This window comes from Aquibaculum sediminis (assembly GCF_040712085.1).
Classification (GTDB): domain Bacteria; phylum Pseudomonadota; class Alphaproteobacteria; order Kiloniellales; family DSM-21159; genus Aquibaculum; species Aquibaculum sediminis.
In genome coordinates this window covers 189,435-206,778 of sequence record NZ_JBFCVK010000002.1, presented here as the reverse complement: position 1 = coordinate 206,778, position 17,344 = coordinate 189,435, and the positions used below count along the sequence as shown (strand labels likewise).

The following is a 17,344-nucleotide window of genomic DNA, read 5'->3' as shown; positions in this document are numbered from 1 at the left end:
GCCGCTATTCGATCCAGCGCACATCGCGCACGACGTTGGACGGCATCGGCGTGCTCTCCCACAAGCCCTCCAGACGCGCATCCCACACGCCCAGCTTTGGCAGCTGGAAGAGGAAGAGCGCCGGCACGTCCTCGGCCAGTGTCTGCTGCGCCTGGGCATAGAGTTCGAAGCGCTCGGCCTCGTCCGGCGTGACGCTGATCTCCTCGATCAGGGCCTTGAAGTCGGGATTTTCGTATTGGAAGTAGTAGCCATCCCGCTGATAGATATCGATGTCCAGGGGCTCGGTGTGGGCCACGATGGTCATATCGTAGTCCTTGTTGGAGAAGACCTCCTCGATCCACTGCGCGGGAAACTCGGTCGGGCGGATCTCCACCTGCACGCCAATGTCGGCCAACAGCGCAGCGATGAGCTCGGACGAGCGGCTGGCATAAGCCATCTGCGGTGTCTTCAGCGTCAGCGACAGGCCGTCGCCATGGCCCGCCTCGGCCAGCAACTCCCGGGCCCGCTCGGGGTCGTAGGGCAGCACATCGCTGGTATCCACATAGGCCGGATGATTGGGCGAGAAGTGGCTGCCGATGGGCTGGCCGAAGCCGGCATAGGCCCCCTCGATCAGGATCGAGCGATCGATGCCGTGCATCAGGGCCTGGCGCACCCGCACGTCGTCGAAGGGCGGCCGCTGATTGTTGAGACCGGCGACGATCTCACCCTCGGTATTGCCGGCAACAGCGGAAAAACGCTCATCGTCGGAGAACTCGGCAAAGAGTTCCGGCGCGCCGAGGTTCGGGAAGGCGTGCACGTCACCGGCGCGCAGCGCGGCAACCTGCGCCTGGGCATCGTTGATGAAGCGGAAGATCACCCGGTCCAGATGCACCGCATCGGCGTTCCAGTAACCCTCGTAGCGGGAGAGTTCCACCCGGTCGCCGCGCACCCACTCGTCGAAACGGAAGGGACCGGTGCCCACCGGATCGGTCTGGTTGGTCTCGGCGCTTTCCGGCCCCACGATCACCGCATCGCCCCAGCCCAGGTAGTAGAGGAAGTTGCCCGACGGCTCGGAGAGCGTGATCACCACGGTGTGGTCATCGGGAGTCTCGATCTCCTCGATCGGCGCGAAGATCTGCTTTTGCGCGTTGGTGGAGTCCGGTGAGCGGGCGCGGTCGAAGGCGAACTTGACGTCCTCGGCCTCGAAGCTGCTGCCGTCGTGGAAGGTCACGCCCTCACGCAGCTGGAAAGTGTAGCTCAGGCCGTCCTCGGAGACCTCCCAGCTCTCCGCCAGCAGGGGCTGCACCTCGCCATTGCGGTCGATCTGTACCAGGCCCTCGTAGAGGTTGAGCCAGGTGACCTCGCGGATCGCCACCGGCGCCGCGCTGGTGGGATCGAGGTTGGGCGGCTCGATGGGCATGCCCAGCACCAGTTCATCCCCTTGGGCCTGTGCCTGCAGCGGCGAGACCGCGGCCAGTACCGCAGTCAGCGCTGTGGCCGAAAGCAACGTCATTGATGGCTTCATCACTACCCCCTGTTTCTTGACTCTCTTCATCTGCCCTATCCTCCCCTGTCAGGCGCTCTCCGCCGCAGCGCCATAGCGCTCCCGCCAGGCGGGATAGGGCCCAAGACTCTCGGCCGCCCAGACACCGCGCGCCACTGCGCGGGCGAGGCAGTCGGCTGCGACGCGCCCCAGGCGCGCCAGATCGACCACGTCCGGCCCCGGGCGCTGTCCAGTTGACAGGGCAAAGACCGTATCGCCGTCCAGCGGCGAATGCACCGGCCGCAAGGAGCGGGCCAATCCGTCCTGCGCCATCACCGCCAGACGGCGACAGCCGACCTTGTCCAGGCGCGCATCGGTCGCCACCACCGCGATGGTCGTGTTGGCTCCGGCCTGCGGCAGCGCGTCGCCCACTGTTGCATCAAGGCTTGCGACGGGATGCGCAGGCGGCGGATGGCCGCCGAACTCCCCGTTCTGCTCCAGCATCCAGGCCCAGAAGGCACCGCTTTCCGGCTCAACGGCGCTGCCCAGGGCATTCACAGCCACCAGGGCGCCGACAGTCGTGCCATCGGGCAGAACCCAAGAGGCGCTGCCCAGTCCTCCCTTGAGTGCGCCGGCCTTGGCGCCGAGCCCGGCACCCGCGTTGCCGAGCGCAAAGTCATGCCCAGCCGCAACGGCGGCTTCGCGCCCCAGGGCCCGATAGGGCGGGGTCTCGCCCCAGTCCTTGTCGCCGCCATTGATAAGATCGAAGAGGATCGCCGAGGGAACGATGGGCACATGCATGCCCGCCACCTCGAAGCCGCGCCCCTGGGCCGCCAGCCAGCCGACCACGCCGGCACGGGCCTCCAGTCCGAAGGCCGAGCCGCCGGAGAGCACCAGGGCATCCACCTGCGGCACCGTGGCCGCGGGGTCGAGCAGGTCGGTTTCCGCCGTGCCCGGGCCGCCGCCACGCACATCGACCGCGGCCGGGCAGGCCTGATCGGGCAGGATCACGGTCACGCCGCTGCGCACCCTGTGGTCCTCGGCGTTGCCGATTGTGAGACCGGGAACGTCGGTGATCAGATTGCGTGATCCGACGGGCATCGTCCCTAGCTTCCCTCTCGCGGTTCAGTCCCGAAGCGTGCCGGTCAGGCGCAGCGTGGCTGCCGCCATGATCTTTGCGGAAGCCACCATGTCGTCGATGCCCACCCATTCGTCCGGCTGATGCGCCAGATCGAGCACGCCCGGGCCATAAGCGACGCAGTCGTGCAGGTGCCCGATCCGGGCCACGTGCTTCTGGTCGTAGGTGCCGGGAGAAGCAATGTGCTGCGGCTCCTTGCCCAGGACCCGGCGAATCTCCTCGTCAAGCGCCCTGACCACCGGCGCGTCCTCGTCGGTCATGGTGGGCAGCACCGACCAGAGTTCGCGCAGACGATACTCGAAGTCCGGCACTTCGGCGCGCAAGCGCTGCAGCAGCCCCTCGATTTCGCCGCGCACCTCCTCCAGCGATTCCTCGATCAGGAAGCGCCGATCGAGCACAAGGCGACAGGAATCGGCAACGCAGGCGCTCGGCAGGCCGTCGAAACCCTCGGCCTGGCCGCCGTGCAGGGAATTGAAGTTCAAGGTGGAGCTGCGCGCGCCCTCCGGCTCCACCGGCATCTGGGTGCGGCGCCGGTCCAGTTCGGGATAGAGCTCGCGCTCGATCAGGTCGAGAAAGATCCCCATGTTGCGGATGGCCGAGACACCGAGAAAGGGCATGGAGCCGTGCGCGATGCGGCCCAGCGTTTCCACCTCGGCCCACCAGACTCCGCGATGGCCGAGGCACACGCGGTCGACGTTGAGCGGCTCCGGGATGATGACGTGGTCGACCCGCGGCTTGGAGAAGTAACCGCGCTCCGCCAGCCAGGCCACGCCGGCATAGCCGCCGGATTCCTCATCGACGGTCCCGGAAATCTCGATGGCGCCGCGGAACGGGATGCCTTCGCGCAACAGCGCTTCCACGGCGATGATCGAGGCGGCCAGGCCACCCTTCATGTCACAGGCCCCGCGGCCATAGACCCGCCCGTCGGCCACGGTTCCCTCGAAGGGATCGAAGGCCCAGCCCTTCCCGGCCTCCACCACGTCGATGTGGCTGTTGAAGTGCACCGTCTCGCCCGGCCCCTCGCCTTCGATGCGGGCAACAACGTTGGTGCGCGGATAGCGATCGCTGTCGCCCAACGCGCCTTCGGCGCGCAGATACTCGATGGAAAAGCCCTGCTTGCGCAGGCGCTCACCCACCAACTCGGCACAGGGTCGATAGGCGTCGCCCGGCGGGTTGACCGTGGGAATACGAATCAGCTGCTGGGTCAGGGCGACCAGTTCCTCGCGGCTTTCCTCGATCCTGTGGGACACCTTCTCGATTCTAGCGTCCCCCTTCGCCGTCACGTCACCCGCCATCGCTTGCCTACCTGTCCACCACCACCGTTAAGACGCATTGGTCATCGGAGCATAACCGTGCCATCGCAGCGCTCAAGCTTTTCCACAGCGCGGTGGAAGCCACGCGGCAGACCGGTTGCACAGAAGGCGCATTGCCCATTCCTTGAGCAGGCTGCTACCTTCGCAGGCAGTCAGTTGCGTCACAGTCCGACAGACGGCTGACTTCGTCTCGTTCGGCATATTGGCACGCATCTTGCATCTATGTGGGCAGGAGCACGCCGGGCGACCGCTCCCCGTGAATGACACAGCGACGTTGGGCCATGAAAAAGATCGAAGCGATTATCAAACCCTTCAAACTCGACGAAGTGAAGGAAGCCCTGCACGAGGTCGGGATCAAGGGCATCACCGTCACCGAAGCCAAGGGCTTTGGACGGCAGAAAGGCCATACCGAGCTCTACCGGGGCGCCGAGTACGTCGTTGATTTCCTGCCGAAGGTGAAGATCGAAGTGGTGGTCGACGACACCCTGGTGGAGCGGGCCGTGGAAGCGATCATGGAAACCGCCCGCACCGGACGGATCGGCGACGGCAAGATCTTCGTCTCCAGCGTGGATGAAGCCATCCGCATCCGCACGGGCGAACGCGGTTCCGACGCGGTCTGACCGCCAAAGGGACCCGCGCTCACGCTCGGACCTCTTTTCGCCGGAAATTTCAACAACACCCTAAGAGCTAGACAGCCAGAAAGGACGGAGCCGCCAATGTCGGACTCGAAGACCGTTCTCCAGATGATCAAGGACAACGACGTTTCCTACGTCGATTTCCGTTTCACCGACCCCAAGGGCAAGTGGCAGCATATCGCCCAGCACGTCGACACGGTCGACGAGGACCTGCTGGAAGAAGGCATCATGTTCGACGGCTCCTCCATCGCCGGATGGAAGGAGATCAACGAGTCGGACATGGCGCTGAAGCCCGACCTCACCACCGCGGTGATGGACCCCTTTGCCGCCCAGCCACAGCTCATCCTGACCTGTGACGTGCTCGATCCCGTCACCGGCCAGCCCTACAACCGCGACCCGCGCACCACCGCCCGCAAGGCACTGAAGTACATGGCTGCCTCGGGCATCGCCGACGCCGCGGTGGTGGGCCCGGAAGCGGAGTTCTTCGTGTTCGACGACATCCGCTTCGGCGTGGAGATGAATCACACCTTCGTGAAGTTCGTCAGCGAAGAAGGCCCCTACATGTCCGGGGCGAAGATGGAGGAAGGCAACCTGGGCCACCGCCCGGGCATCAAGGGCGGCTACTTCCCGGTCCCGCCGGTCGACAGTGGCACCGACCTGCGCGCCGAGATGGTCTCGGTGATGAAGCAGATGGGCGTGAACGTCGAGAAGCACCACCACGAGGTGGCGCCCTCCCAGCACGAACTGGGCATCAAGTTCGACACCCTGGTGAAGTGCGCCGACAACATGCAGGTCTACAAGTACGTGGTGCACAACGTCGCGCACAGCTACGGCAAGACCGCGACCTTCATGCCCAAGCCGGTCTATGGCGACAACGGCTCGGGCATGCACGTGCACCAGTCGCTCTGGAAGGACGGCAAGCCGCTGTTCGCGGGCGACGGCTATGCGGGTCTGTCGGAAACGGCGCTCTACTACATCGGCGGCATCATCAAGCACGCTCGCGCGCTCAATGCCTTCACCAACCCCAGCACCAACAGCTACAAGCGCCTGGTACCGGGCTTCGAGGCACCGGTGCTGCTCGCCTACTCGGCGCGCAACCGCTCGGCCTCCTGCCGCATCCCCTACGGCGCCGGCCCCAAGGCCAAGCGTGTCGAGGTGCGCTTTCCCGACCCGCTCGCCAATCCCTATCTGGCCTTCACCGCCATGCTGATGGCCGGTCTCGACGGCATCCAGAACCGGATCCATCCGGGCGACGCCATGGACAAGAACCTCTATGACCTGCCGCCGGAGGAACTGAAGGAAGTCCCGACGGTCTGCGGTTCGTTGCGCCAGGCCCTGGAGGCCCTGGAAACCGACCACGACTTCCTGCTGGCCGGCGACGTGTTCGACAAGGACCAGATCGAGGGCTATCTCGCGGTGAAGTGGGCGGAGGTCTACGCCTTCGAGCAGTCGCCGCACCCGATCGAGTTCAAGATGTACTACTCGGGCTGATCCTGACTTTCAGGTGCCGTAACGAAAACACCCCAGGGCTTCTGACAAGAGGCCCTGGGGTGCTTTTTTAGTTATGTTGCTGCGACGGCGCCGGCAGCCCTATCGCGGCGATCTACCTACTCCATGACGATGCGCGGCGCGGCGCGCTGTGCGCCTTCTAGCTTCGCCTTCACCTTCTGCGCGATGGCGATATAGGCCTGCGCATGCGGGCTGTCCGGTGCGGTCACGACGATGGGCCGGCCGGAATCGGACGTTTCGCGAATTTCGATGTCGAGCGGGATCTCGCCCAGGAGGTCGACTCCCAGCTTCTCCGCCTCCCGCACGGCTCCGCCATGGCCGAAAATATGCGCTTCATGACCGCAGTTCGGGCAGACGTAGAGGCTCATGTTCTCGACGATGCCGAACACCGGCACGTCCACCTTGCGGAACATATTGAGCCCCTTGCGCGCGTCGATCAGGGCGATGTCCTGCGGCGTCGAGACGATGACGGCGCCCGACAGCGGCACCTGCTGCGCCATGGTGAGTTGGGCATCACCAGTGCCGGGCGGCATGTCCACCACCAGCACGTCGAGTTCGCCCCAGTCCACGTCGCGCAGCATCTGCGAGAGCGCCGACTGCACCATGGGGCCGCGCCAGATCATCGGCGTATCCTCGGCCACGAGGAAGCCCATGGACATGCACTTCACGCCGAAGTTCTCCATCGGCCGCAGGGTCTTGCCGTCGGGCGAGGAGGGACGGCCGGCAATCCCCATCATGCGGGGCTGCGACGGCCCGTAGATGTCCGCGTCCAGCATGCCCGTGCGCCAACCCAGGCTGGCCAGCGCCAGGGCGAGGTTGACGGCGGTCGTCGACTTGCCCACCCCGCCCTTGCCGCTGGCAACGGCGATGATGTGCTTCACACCGGGCACCATCGCGCGGCGCCCGCCCGGTCCCTGGGCCTGCTGCTGTGCAGGGCCCGCAGACGCGCCGCCGCCCTGAGCCGTGCCCTGGCTCTGGGGCGCCGACTGCTCCGCCGGGCCGCCTTCACGCTGCGCGGTGAGAACCGCCGTGACCGACAGCACACCGGGCACTTCGCCCGCCGCCTGCTCGGCCGCTTTGCGCAGCGGTTCCATCTGCGACCCGCGCCGGGCATCAACCTCGATCGCGAAGCCGACGTTGCCGTCACGCACCACGAGGCCACTCACCATGTTGCGGCTGACGATGTCTTCGCCGCTGTCCGGATCGCGGACCTTTTGCAGGGCGTTGCGAATCTGGGCTTCGCTCGGTCCGGTCATGCTTGAATTCCCCCTCCCGCGGGCAATATCTTCGGGACGTCCGGCACTAGAGGATGCGTGTGCTCGGCTCTGTGGCCTGATATAGGATCACACCCGCCCGTTTGTACAGCAGCCGGGTTACCAGCAGCAGGAATTTGGGGAGTTAACATATGCCTTGGCAATCCGGCGGCAGCGGTGGCGGCGGCCCCTGGGGAGGCGGCGGTTCCGGAAATACGGGCGGCCCCTGGGGAGGCGGCACCGGCGGCAGTAGCGGCGGTGGTGGTGGCGGAGGCGGCGGCTTCGGCGGCCAGCGTCCCCCTGACCTGGAAGACATGATCCGCCGCAGTCAGGAGAAGCTCAAGGGCGCGATTCCTGGTGGCTTCGGCGGCGGACGGGGCGTTTTGATCGCCATCGCCATCATCTTGGTGCTCTGGCTCGCCTCCGGTTTTTATCGGGTCCAGCCGGACCAGCAGGGCGTGGTGCTGCGCTTCGGCGCCTGGGTCCAGACCACCGAGCCGGGCCTGAACTGGCATCTTCCCTATCCGATCGAGACGGTCCTCACCCCCTCGGTCGAGGCCATCAACTCGATCGACGTTGGCTACCGCTCCGGCGGCGGCGGGAGCAGTCGCACGACTCAGGACGTGCCGGAAGAAAGCCTGATGCTGACCGGCGACCAGAACATCATCGACATCGATTTCGCGGTCTTCTGGAAAATCGCCGACGCCGGCCAGTTCCTCTTCAACATCCGCGACCCCGAGGCGACGGTGAAGACCGCGGCCGAGGCGGCGATGCGTGAGATCATCGGCCGCACCGACATCCAGCGCGCCCTGACCGAATCGCGTCAGAACATCGAGTTGGACACCCGCGAACTGCTGCAGTCGCTTCTGATTGAGTACCAGGCAGGCATCGAGATCACCCAGGTTCAGCTGCAGCAGGTGCAGCCACCTGCCCAGGTGATCGACGCCTTCAACGACGTGCAGCGTTCGCTTCAGGATCGCGACCGACTGCGCAACGAGGCCGAGGCCTATCGCAACGACATCCTGCCGCGCGCCCGAGGCGAAGCGCAGCAGATCATTCAAGACGCCAACGCTTATCGCGAGCGGATCATCAACGAGGCAATCGGTGAAGCTCAGCGCTTCGTGAGTGTCTATGATGCCTATCTGCAGGATCCCGAAATCGCCACGCGGCGTATGTATCTTGAAACCATGCAGGAGGTCATGAGCGGCACGAACAAGGTGATTCTGGGCAACGGCACCGAAGGCATCGTTCCCTACCTGCCCTTGAACGAATTGCAGCGCCGCATGCCGACAGCGCCCCAGTCATCCGACGGCCAGAGCCGTTGAGGCCGGGGAAGGGAGTAAATTGATGAAAGCACGTTTCCTCGTCCCGCTCGCGATCCTGCTCGGTGGTGGCCTCATTCTGCTGCTGGCCTCGCTCTTCACCGTGCAGCAGACCCAGCAGGCGCTGGTGCTGCAGTTCGGTGAACCGCGTCGCGTGATCACCGAGCCAGGACTGAAGTTCAAAATCCCCTTCATTCAGAACGTCCTCTACTACGAGCGGCGAGTACTGAACCTTGACCCGCCAACCCAGAGGGTACTGCTGACCGACCAGAAACCGCTGCTGGTGGATTCCTATGCGCGCTACCGCATCTCTGACCCCCTGCGCTTCTATCAGGCGGTGCGCACCGAAGCGACGGCAGCCAGCCGGCTCGGCTCGATCGTGAACGCCACGATGCGTGGTGTTCTGGGTAACGTGACCCTGGCCTCGGTGCTGTCCGATGAACGCGTGGAGATCATGAACAACATTCGCGACCAGGTGAATGATGAGGTGTCACGCTTCGGAATCGAGATCGTCGACGTGCGCATCCGGCGATCCGACCTGCCGGACGAGACCAGTCAGGCGGTCTACGACCGCATGCAGTCCGAGCGTGAACGCGAAGCGGCCGAGTTCCGCGCCCAGGGTTTCGAGCAGGCCCAGCGCATTCGCGCGAGCGCCGATCGCGAGGCCACGGTGATCCGAGCGGAAGCCACCCGTGAATCGGAGATCCTGCGCGGTCAGGGCGAAGCCGAACGGACCACCACCCTGAGCGAAGCCTTCGGGCGCGATGCGGAGTTCTTCGAGTTCTATCGCTCCATGCAGGCCTATGTGGAAGCCATCGACGGCGACAACTCGCTGCTGGTGTTGCCGCCGGACAACGACTTCTTCCGCTACTTCAACCAGGCGGGTGGTGCCAACGCACCGCAGGCGGCCCAGCGGGCTCCGCTCCTGGAGGACTCGGCACCGGCACCGGCGCCGGCCGAGTAGTCCTGGGGTCGGAAGCCGGCTCTTGCCCAAGTCGGGAACGCGTGCCAGGGAGGGAGCATGACCGATCTGCTCACCGCCCTGGCACTGGTTCTCGTGATCGAGGGCCTGATGCTGGCACTCGCCCCCAATGTGCCGCAGCGCGTGCTCCTGCTGCTGGCACAAGTGCCTCATTCGGTGTTGCGCACGGGCGGATTGACCGCCATGGCGCTCGGTACCTTCTTTGTGTGGCTGTTGCGCGGATGAGCGCTCGCACTGCACTTTCGAGCCAACCAGATTCAATCGGGATCGCTCGGCAATCCGATTGAAGGCGTGAAGCGGCTCTACAGTCCCGAATATAGACCTATTTCACGCGTTCAATCCGGAACCTTGTGGTTCAGATTGAACGCGACCCGGTCGATGCTTCCTCCGGAGGCGGCGGGGCGCTACACTTGTCGAAATCAAGGTCCGAGACGCCGGCTCGCCGGCGCACAGGAGAGGCAAGAAGCGCGCAATGCAGTTCCGATCCACCCCTCGATTCGCGGCTCCCGCTGAGCGATCCTGCACGACGGGCCTTCGCTCGGCTTTCGCATGCCTTGCGCTGCTCGGCGTCATCCTGTCCCTTGTCGCGCTCCCGGCCCAGGCGCGCGGCGCCCCGGACAGCTTCGCCGACCTGGCCGAGGAACTCCTGCCCACGGTGGTGAACATCTCCACCAGCCAGGTGGTCGAGGGCGGTGCCGGACCGGAATCCTTCGAGGACCTTTTCCGGGAATTCTTCGAGCGCCGCGGCGGCGAGGGTCTCCCTTCCCTGCCGCAACGCCGGCAGGCCTCGCTCGGGTCCGGCTTCATCATCGACCCCGACGGCTACATCGTCACCAATCACCATGTGGTCGACGGCGCCGACGAGATCACAGTTCGCCTCGCCGACAACCGCCCCCTGGCTGCCGAGGTGATCGGCAGCGATGACAAGACGGATCTGGCGCTGCTCAAGGTGGAGACGGACGAACCCCTGCCCTACGCCCGCTGGGGTGACAGCGACGACGCCCGGGTCGGCGACTGGGTGCTGGCCATCGGCAACCCCTTCGGCCTCGGCGGCACGGTGACCGCCGGCATCATCTCCGCCCGCCAGCGCGACATCAACGCCGGCCCCTACGACGACTTCATCCAGACCGATGCCTCGATCAACCGCGGCAACTCCGGCGGCCCGACCTTCGATCTCGACGGCGCGGTCATCGGCGTGAACACCGCGATCTTCTCACCTTCGGGCGGATCCATCGGGATCGGCTTCGCCATCCCCTCGACCATGGCCCGCAGCATCATCGCCAGCCTGCGGGAGTACGGCGAGGTGCGCCGCGGTTGGCTGGGTGTGCATTTGCAGAGCGTCACCGACGAACTGGCCGAGGGCATGCGCCTGCCGGACACCGAGGGCGCGCTGGTGGCCTCGGTCGTCGCCGGAGGCCCGGCGGACGAAGCAGGCATCCAGCAGGGTGATGTCATCCTCCGATTCAACGGTCGCCCGGTCAGCGAAATGCGGCGCCTGCCGCGCATGGTGGCGGAAACGCCGGTGGGTGAAAGTGTGGAGGTGGTGATCTGGCGTCGCGGCGAGGAAGTCTCCCTTTCGGTGGATCTCGGACTGCTGGACGAGGAGGTGGTCGCCGCCCTGCCCCAGCCCCGGGAGGAGCCGGCCAGCGAAGAGAATATCGAGGATCTGGGCCTGACGCTCAGCCAGATCACGGAAGAACTGCAGGAGCGCTTCCTGCTCGAGTCCGATGCCGAGGGCGTGGTGGTCATTGACGTCGTGCCCATGAGCCCGGCCGCTGAACGCGGCTTGCGGCCGGGCGATCTGATAGCCGAAATGGATCAGGAGCCGGTTTCCACGCCGGAGGAAGTGCGCGACCACCTGGCTCAGGCGCGCGAAGAGGGCTACCGCGTCATCACCCTGCTGATCCGGCGCAACGGCGAGTATCAGTGGGTGGCCCTGCGCATCGAATAGGTCACAGGCCCAGCACACCGGGCCAGCTAGACCGGATGCCTTAAAACTGCCACCGTGTGGTTGCTTGCACTGGCACTCCTTCTGCCGGAAGCTGAGATCATTCAGCGTGTGACGTCCCGCGGCCGCCAGACGGCCCGGAAACCGCGCGTGCGTGGGGAGGGTTATGGCGGCTGAGCGTTCGGCGGCAGGCATGGCAGAAAACGGCGGCATGGGACGTCCGCGGGAGACTGAACCTGCGCGCCCGGGCGCCGACCCGCGCACCATTCTACTTTTTGCCGTGGCCATCATCGCTGCGCTTCACTTCGGCCAAGATATCTTCATCCCCCTGGCCGTGGCGGTCCTGCTGTCCTTCGTGCTGGCACCGCTGGTTCGCCTGCTGCGCCGAATCTATCTGCCGCGCCTGCTGTCGGTTCTGCTGGTGGTCACGGTTGCCTTCCTGATGGTGGCCGGCATCTTCGGCGTTGTTGCCGATCAGCTTCGCGATCTCGCCAGCAACCTGCCGCGTTACGAATACACCCTGCGCAACAAGATCCGCAGCATCGACCTTTCCCTGCCGGCCGACAGCGGCTTCGAACGGGCCTTCCAGACGCTGCGTGAGGTGGGCGAGGAGATTGAGCGCAAGGCCGCACCCGAAGAGGATGGTGACGAGGCCGAATCGCCGCCGGCTCCAGCCGGCCCCACGCCCACCGGCAGCTTCGATCAACGCGGCGAGTCGGAGGCGGAGGAGGCTCAGGAACCCTCGGTGGTGCGCATTGCACCGCAGCCGCAGTCGGCCTGGGAAACCGTAAAGTCCATCGCCGGACCACTGTTCAAGCCCCTGGCCATGGCCGGTCTGGTTCTGGTGCTGGTGGTCTTCATGCTCTTGAAACGCGAGGACCTGCGCGACCGGGTGATTCGCCTGGCCGGGGCCGAGGATGTGGTCCGCACCACCGCAGCCATCGACGACGCTGCCTCCCGGGTCAGCCGCTACCTCCTGATGCACCTGATCATCAACGTCACCTATGGCATACCGGTTGCCCTGGGACTCTGGGTGATCGGCGTGCCCAATCCCCTGCTCTGGGGCCTGCTGGCCACGGTGCTGCGCTTCATTCCCTATGCCGGCCCGGTCATCAGCGCAATCATGCCCATTGCGCTGGCTTTTGCCGTGGATCCGGGCTGGTCGATGGTGCTCATGACCATCGCCTTGCTCATCGTCCTGGAGGTCTTCTCCAACAATGTCATGGAGCCCTGGCTCTACGGCTCCAGCACCGGGCTGTCTTCCATCGCCATCATCGCAGGCGCGGTCTTTTGGGTAACGCTCTGGGGGCCGGTGGGATTGCTGCTGGCCACGCCGCTCACCGTCTGCCTAGTGGTGCTTGGCCGACACGTGCCGCATCTCTCCTTCCTCAATATCTTACTTGGCAGCGCCCCGGCCCTACCGCCGGAGATCAAGCTCTATCAGCGGCTGCTGGCCGGCGATGAGCAGGAAGTGGAGGAACTAACGGAGGAACTGGCCGAGCGCATGGAACTGGAAGCCCTTTGCGATGACGTGCTCTTTCCCGTGCTGGCCTTGGCTGAACAGGATCGGCGGCGCGGCACCCTGTCAACCGCACAGCAGGAGCAAATCGGCAGCGCACTGGTCGAGGTCCTGGACGAACTGATCGTGGATCAGGGGGGATCGCCGGCGGAGACGATTCCCACGGCAACCTCCGCGAGCGACGGCGGGCTCTGCCTGCTGGTGGCCGCGCGGCACCAACTCGACGAAGCCGCCGCCAATCTGCTGTGCCGCCTGCTGCAGCGCCGCGGCATCCGGGTGGCCGTCGTCTCGCCGCGCGCGGTGGCGCGGCGCGCACTTGCCAACCTGGAGCCGGGCCGCGTGGATCGCTTGCTGATCTGCTACATCTCTCCGGTGTCGCTGCATCACCCGCGGCGCATGCTCAGGCGCCTGCGCGCCGTGTTCCCGCCCCCGACGCCCGCCGGACTCTGTCTGCTGCACGCCGAAGGCGACGCGGCGCAGGGTGCCCTGGCCGAGGATGTCGCGCGCATCACCAGCGCGCGCATGCTGCTGGACAGCATCCCGGGCAAACCAGCGGACGCCGATATCACCTCGGCGGAGGTACGGCGTCGAGCCTGACGCAAGGCAGGGCTGCGCCTGTTGGGGTGGCTGCGCCCCCTTTTCGGCGGCATGATCCGCCGCCGAAAAGGGGGCGCTGAGCATTGGAATACCTGAACGATATCGAGTTTCTCCTGGCCGTCGCCGGGATTCTGTTTCTGGGTGGCTGGATCAAGGGGGTGATCGGCCTGGGGCTGCCGCTGGTGTCGGTGCCCTTGCTGACCTATCTCCTGCCGGTGCCCGTGGCCATCTTCGTGCTGGCCGTGCCGGTGCTGGTCTCCAATTCCTACCAGGCCACCCGCGGCGGCCTGCTGGTGGAGGCCCTGCAGCGCTTCTGGCCCCTGCTCACCGCGATGATGCTGGGCGTGGCCCTGGGCGCCCAGCTGCTGATCACCCTCGATGAGCGCAGCCTCTATCTGATTCTGGGGACGATGGTGACCCTCCTCGGCTTCATCTACCTTTTTGGCGGCAATCTGATGATCAGTGCGCGCTTCGAGCGGGGCACCGGCGTGGCCGTCGGCTTCGGATCGGGGCTGCTGGGCGGCGTTTCCAGCTTCCTGGGCCCGCCGATCGTGCTCTACCTGGTGGCGCTTCACCTGGGCAAGGAACTCTTCATCGTCGCGCTCGCCCTGGTCTTCTTCCTGGGCGGGGTGCCGCTGTACGGCACCTTGGCAGCCAGCGACATCGTGAGCTGGGACGAGATCCTGCTCTCGGCACTCGGCGTCCTGCCGGTCATGCTGGGCGTCTTCACCGGACAGCGGCTCCGCCGCGTGATGCCCCAGGAACTCTTCCGCCGGGTCGTGCTGGCTGTCATGGTCATCATGGGCCTGCTGCTGATCCGCCGTGGGCTAGTGCTCTGAGAGGTCAGGGGCAGGGCCTTGGGGCAACCAAGGAGGTTAAGAAAGGAAGCTCTCGTTAGCGCGATGCTTACAAAAGGATTCCGTCAAATCCTTTCCTAAGCCACTTCCCGCCGATGCCGTTGCAGGCGGATGAAGAGCGGCAGCAGCAGGATGCCGGCCAGGAAGCCGCCGGCGTGGGCTTCCCAGGCGATCCGGCCGGCTTCGGCGCCCGGCGAGCCGATATAGGCGTAGGCCAGGTTCAGGGCCATCATCAGTGCGGTAAAGGCCAGCAAGCTGCGCAGACGCGCAGAGCGCGACTGCCAAGGCCGCGCCACGCCGAGGTGGCCGAAGGCGCCAATCAGCCCGAACACGCCGCCCGATGCGCCGATGGCCACCGCTGTCTCGCCCCAGTGCACAAAGCTGTAGGCCAGCCCCCCGGCAATCGCCGACGCGAAGAAGAGCAGGAAAAAGCCCAGATTGCCGAGGACGCGATGGATCAACGTGCCCAGCGTGGCGATCCACAGGCCATTGAACAGCAGGTGCAGCCAGCCGTCATGCAGAAAAACGCTGGTGACCAAGCTGTAAAGCCGCTGCCACTGGAACTGCCCATCGATGAAGAGGTACAGCCCGAAGGCAACGATCATCTCGAACTCGAACTGCCGACCCGCAAGGCTCAAAACGACGGTGATCGCAATCAGGATCACCAGAAAGGCGCCGATGAGCGGCGGCAGGTTCAGCGCCGGGCCACCGTCGGGCCGGCCGCCCTGGGGAGGGCCGTCCCGGGGTGGATCGCCCTGCGGTGGATCGTCAGGCGACCCCGGGCGCTGCGCGGTGGGATCGCTCAACTTCCACCCGGGGTCAGGCGCCCAGCAGCGCGACCGAAACGCCGATAGCGATCGAGGTATGTGGGCAGAATCACCTCCACCGTATGAGGGTCGATCCCGAGCTCGGCAAAGCCCGGCCGGCCTTCCTCTACCACATTGTCGGTCTTCAACTGCTCCACCTGGTCACGGGTCAAGGGCGCGCCTGGCACCACCTGGAAGAGGCCGCCGAGCCGGCTGGCCAAGCCCCAGGGCAGCGTGACCAGGCAGCGCCGCCGCTCGATGACGCGCAACATCACGCGCATCAGTTCTTCGAAACTGTAGACCTTGGGCCCGCCCAGTTCATAGATCTTGCCGGCCGCATCCCGCCGGGTCAGCGCGGCAACGACCGCATTCGCCACGTCGCCCACATAGACCGGCTGGAAGCGTGTCTTGCCGCCGCCGATCAGCGGCAGTATCGGCGAGAAGCGGGCCATGGAGGCAAAGCGGTTGAAGAAGGCATCCTCCGGGCCGAAGACCACCGAGGGGCGCAGCACCACGGCCTCGGGGATGGTCTCCAGCACCGCCTGCTCGGCCGCGGCCTTGGAGCGCGCATAGTCGGAGTTGGAGTCGGCAGAGGCTCCCAGGGCGGAGACCTGCACGAAGCGGGTGATGCCGGCTTCGGCGGCGGCACGCACGATGGAACGTGTGCCTTCCACGTGCACGGCATCGAAGTTCTGGCTGCCGTGGGATTGCAGGATGCCCACCAGGTTGATCACGGCATCGGCCCCGGCGACGGCGTTGCGCACCTCGGCCTCGTTGGTGAGATTGCAGCGCAGGGGCACCACCTGGGCCACGTCGCCCAGGGGCTTCAGGAACTCGGCCCGGCCCGGTCGGCGCACCGCCACGCGCACGGTCCATCCAAGATCGGCCAGGCGCGCCACGACGTAACGCCCGATGAATCCGGATCCGCCAAAAACCGTGACACAGCGCTGACTTAGCATTCTCTCTCGACTCCTCTTCCCTGGCCGGCGTGGTCACCGGCGCGGCGTCGGGACGGCAACCGGCCTTGCGGCCCCTTCGTATCCGGCGCCTTCCGGGTCACGGCAATGCCCACCCCAGTGTGCCGCCCCGGTGCGCTCGTTCCGCGCTATATACCGCGGCGGAGCCGCCGTTGACAGCCCGCTGCGCGCCCTTATTGTCTTGCCGCGCCTCGGATCCATGCCCGAGGGCTGCCGGAAGGAACGCGCTTCGTGACCGTTACGCTCCATCAAGACGACCTGCCCGCGGATCTCGCTTTCGGGGAGGCCGTTGCGGTGGACTGCGAGACCATGGGACTCAACCTGCAGCGCGACCGCCTGTGCCTGATCCAGCTCTCCGCCGGCGACGGGAATGCCCACCTGGTCCAGTTCCGTGGCGGCTACGAGGCACCCAACCTGCGCCGCCTGCTGGCCGACCCGCAGATCACCAAGCTCTATCATTTCGCGCGCTTCGACGTCGCCGCGATCGAGCGCTATCTCGAAGTCACCGCAGCCCCGATCTACTGCACCAAGATCGCCTCCAAGCTCGTGCGCACCTTCACCGACCGCCACGGCCTCAAGGACCTGTGCAATGAGTTGCTGGGCGTCTCGCTGTCGAAACAGCAGCAGTCCTCCGACTGGGGCGCGGCCGAACTGACCGAGGAGCAGCAGCGCTATGCCGCCAGCGACGTGCTGCACCTGCATGCGCTGCGCCAGCGCCTGAACGAGATGTTGGAGCGCGAGGGCCGCCGGGAGCTGGCGGAGGCCATGTTTGCCTTCCTGCCGACACGCGCCCGGCTGGACCTCGCTGGATGGGACGAGATCGACCTCTTCGCCCACTGAGACCGCACGGGAACGGGCTGCGGCATATTCGGTACGGGTCCAAGCGGCACTTTCGCGTTTGCCCTTGACCGGATAGTTTAAGCGAATCGTCAAACGTCTTGTCATTGCTGTGGTGCGAGCCACCTAAGAAAAGCCTGGGCGGCGGTCCGCGCAGCCTTTCCCAAAAGGCTATGGGCAAGGCCCTGC

The 17,344-nt window shown here is 65.8% G+C and carries 15 protein-coding genes; 9 read left to right on the top strand and 6 right to left on the bottom strand.

The genetic code is table 11. From position 1 onward, the window contains the following. Nucleotides 1–4 precede the first annotated feature (4 nt). Genes ABZ720_RS03655 through ABZ720_RS03645 form a run of 3 tightly spaced genes read right to left on the bottom strand, consistent with a single transcriptional unit; the run spans nucleotide 5 to nucleotide 3,883 of the window. A complete protein-coding gene (locus tag ABZ720_RS03655; protein WP_366553921.1) occupies nucleotides 5–1,492 on the bottom strand; it encodes an ABC transporter substrate-binding protein in 1,488 nt (495 codons plus the stop codon). 60 nt (nucleotides 1,493–1,552) lie between these two features. Continuing rightward, entirely contained in the window at nucleotides 1,553–2,563 is a 1,011-nt protein-coding gene (locus ABZ720_RS03650; protein ID WP_366553919.1) for a P1 family peptidase, read from the bottom strand. Nucleotides 2,564–2,587: 24 nt separating this feature from the next. Beyond that, nucleotides 2,588–3,883 (bottom strand): acetylornithine deacetylase/succinyl-diaminopimelate desuccinylase family protein, encoded by a 1,296-nt coding sequence (locus ABZ720_RS03645; protein ID WP_366553917.1) that lies wholly within the window; start codon nucleotides 3,881–3,883, stop codon nucleotides 2,588–2,590. 311 nt (nucleotides 3,884–4,194) lie between these two features. On the opposite strand from ABZ720_RS03645, the gene ABZ720_RS03640 reads away from it, so the two are divergent. After that, a complete protein-coding gene (locus ABZ720_RS03640) occupies nucleotides 4,195–4,533 on the top strand; it encodes a P-II family nitrogen regulator (RefSeq protein WP_366553915.1) in 339 nt (112 codons plus the stop codon). Nucleotides 4,534–4,629: 96 nt separating this feature from the next. Beyond that, nucleotides 4,630–6,039, top strand: a complete 1,410-nt coding sequence (glnA, locus tag ABZ720_RS03635) for a type I glutamate--ammonia ligase (protein WP_366553913.1) — start codon at nucleotides 4,630–4,632, stop codon at nucleotides 6,037–6,039. A gap of 116 nt (nucleotides 6,040–6,155) precedes the next feature. On the opposite strand, the gene apbC is transcribed toward glnA, so the two are convergent. Next, nucleotides 6,156–7,313, bottom strand: coding sequence for an iron-sulfur cluster carrier protein ApbC (gene apbC / locus ABZ720_RS03630; protein ID WP_366553911.1), 1,158 nt, complete (start codon nucleotides 7,311–7,313; stop codon nucleotides 6,156–6,158). A 149-nt stretch (nucleotides 7,314–7,462) separates the two neighbouring features. Between apbC and hflK the strand changes: the two genes are divergently transcribed. The 6 genes from hflK to ABZ720_RS03600 all read left to right on the top strand — a co-directional run bounded on the left by hflK (nucleotide 7,463) and on the right by ABZ720_RS03600 (nucleotide 14,517). Further along, nucleotides 7,463–8,635 carry an FtsH protease activity modulator HflK gene (gene hflK / locus ABZ720_RS03625; protein WP_366553909.1) on the top strand — a complete coding sequence of 391 codons (1,173 nt, stop codon included), beginning with the start codon at nucleotides 7,463–7,465 and terminating at the stop codon, nucleotides 8,633–8,635. Nucleotides 8,636–8,657: 22 nt separating this feature from the next. Further along, nucleotides 8,658–9,596, top strand: a complete 939-nt coding sequence (hflC, locus tag ABZ720_RS03620; protein WP_366553907.1) for a protease modulator HflC — start codon at nucleotides 8,658–8,660, stop codon at nucleotides 9,594–9,596. Nucleotides 9,597–9,653: 57 nt separating this feature from the next. Continuing rightward, a complete protein-coding gene (locus tag ABZ720_RS03615; protein ID WP_366553905.1) occupies nucleotides 9,654–9,839 on the top strand; it encodes a DUF2065 family protein in 186 nt (61 codons plus the stop codon). A 247-nt stretch (nucleotides 9,840–10,086) separates the two neighbouring features. Continuing rightward, nucleotides 10,087–11,565 (top strand): DegQ family serine endoprotease, encoded by a 1,479-nt coding sequence (locus ABZ720_RS03610; RefSeq protein ID WP_366553903.1) that lies wholly within the window; start codon nucleotides 10,087–10,089, stop codon nucleotides 11,563–11,565. A 163-nt stretch (nucleotides 11,566–11,728) separates the two neighbouring features. Continuing rightward, on the top strand, nucleotides 11,729–13,678 hold the full coding sequence (locus ABZ720_RS03605) for an AI-2E family transporter (RefSeq protein WP_366553901.1): 1,950 nt from the start codon (nucleotides 11,729–11,731) through the stop codon (nucleotides 13,676–13,678). Between the two features lie 83 nt (nucleotides 13,679–13,761). Then, nucleotides 13,762–14,517, top strand: a complete 756-nt coding sequence (locus ABZ720_RS03600) for a sulfite exporter TauE/SafE family protein (protein WP_366553899.1) — start codon at nucleotides 13,762–13,764, stop codon at nucleotides 14,515–14,517. A gap of 95 nt (nucleotides 14,518–14,612) precedes the next feature. On the opposite strand, the gene ABZ720_RS03595 is transcribed toward ABZ720_RS03600, so the two are convergent. Together ABZ720_RS03595 and ABZ720_RS03590 are read right to left on the bottom strand one after the other, a co-directional pair. Continuing rightward, nucleotides 14,613–15,341 (bottom strand): rhomboid family intramembrane serine protease, encoded by a 729-nt coding sequence (locus tag ABZ720_RS03595; RefSeq protein WP_366553897.1) that lies wholly within the window; start codon nucleotides 15,339–15,341, stop codon nucleotides 14,613–14,615. Beyond that, a complete protein-coding gene (locus tag ABZ720_RS03590) occupies nucleotides 15,338–16,300 on the bottom strand; it encodes a complex I NDUFA9 subunit family protein (protein WP_366553895.1) in 963 nt (320 codons plus the stop codon). Before ABZ720_RS03590 ends, ABZ720_RS03595 begins: the two co-directional genes overlap by 4 nt. Nucleotides 16,301–16,549: 249 nt before the next feature. Between ABZ720_RS03590 and ABZ720_RS03585 the strand changes: the two genes are divergently transcribed. Further along, entirely contained in the window at nucleotides 16,550–17,158 is a 609-nt protein-coding gene (locus ABZ720_RS03585; RefSeq protein ID WP_366553893.1) for a ribonuclease D, read from the top strand. Nucleotides 17,159–17,344: the final 186 nt, after the last annotated feature.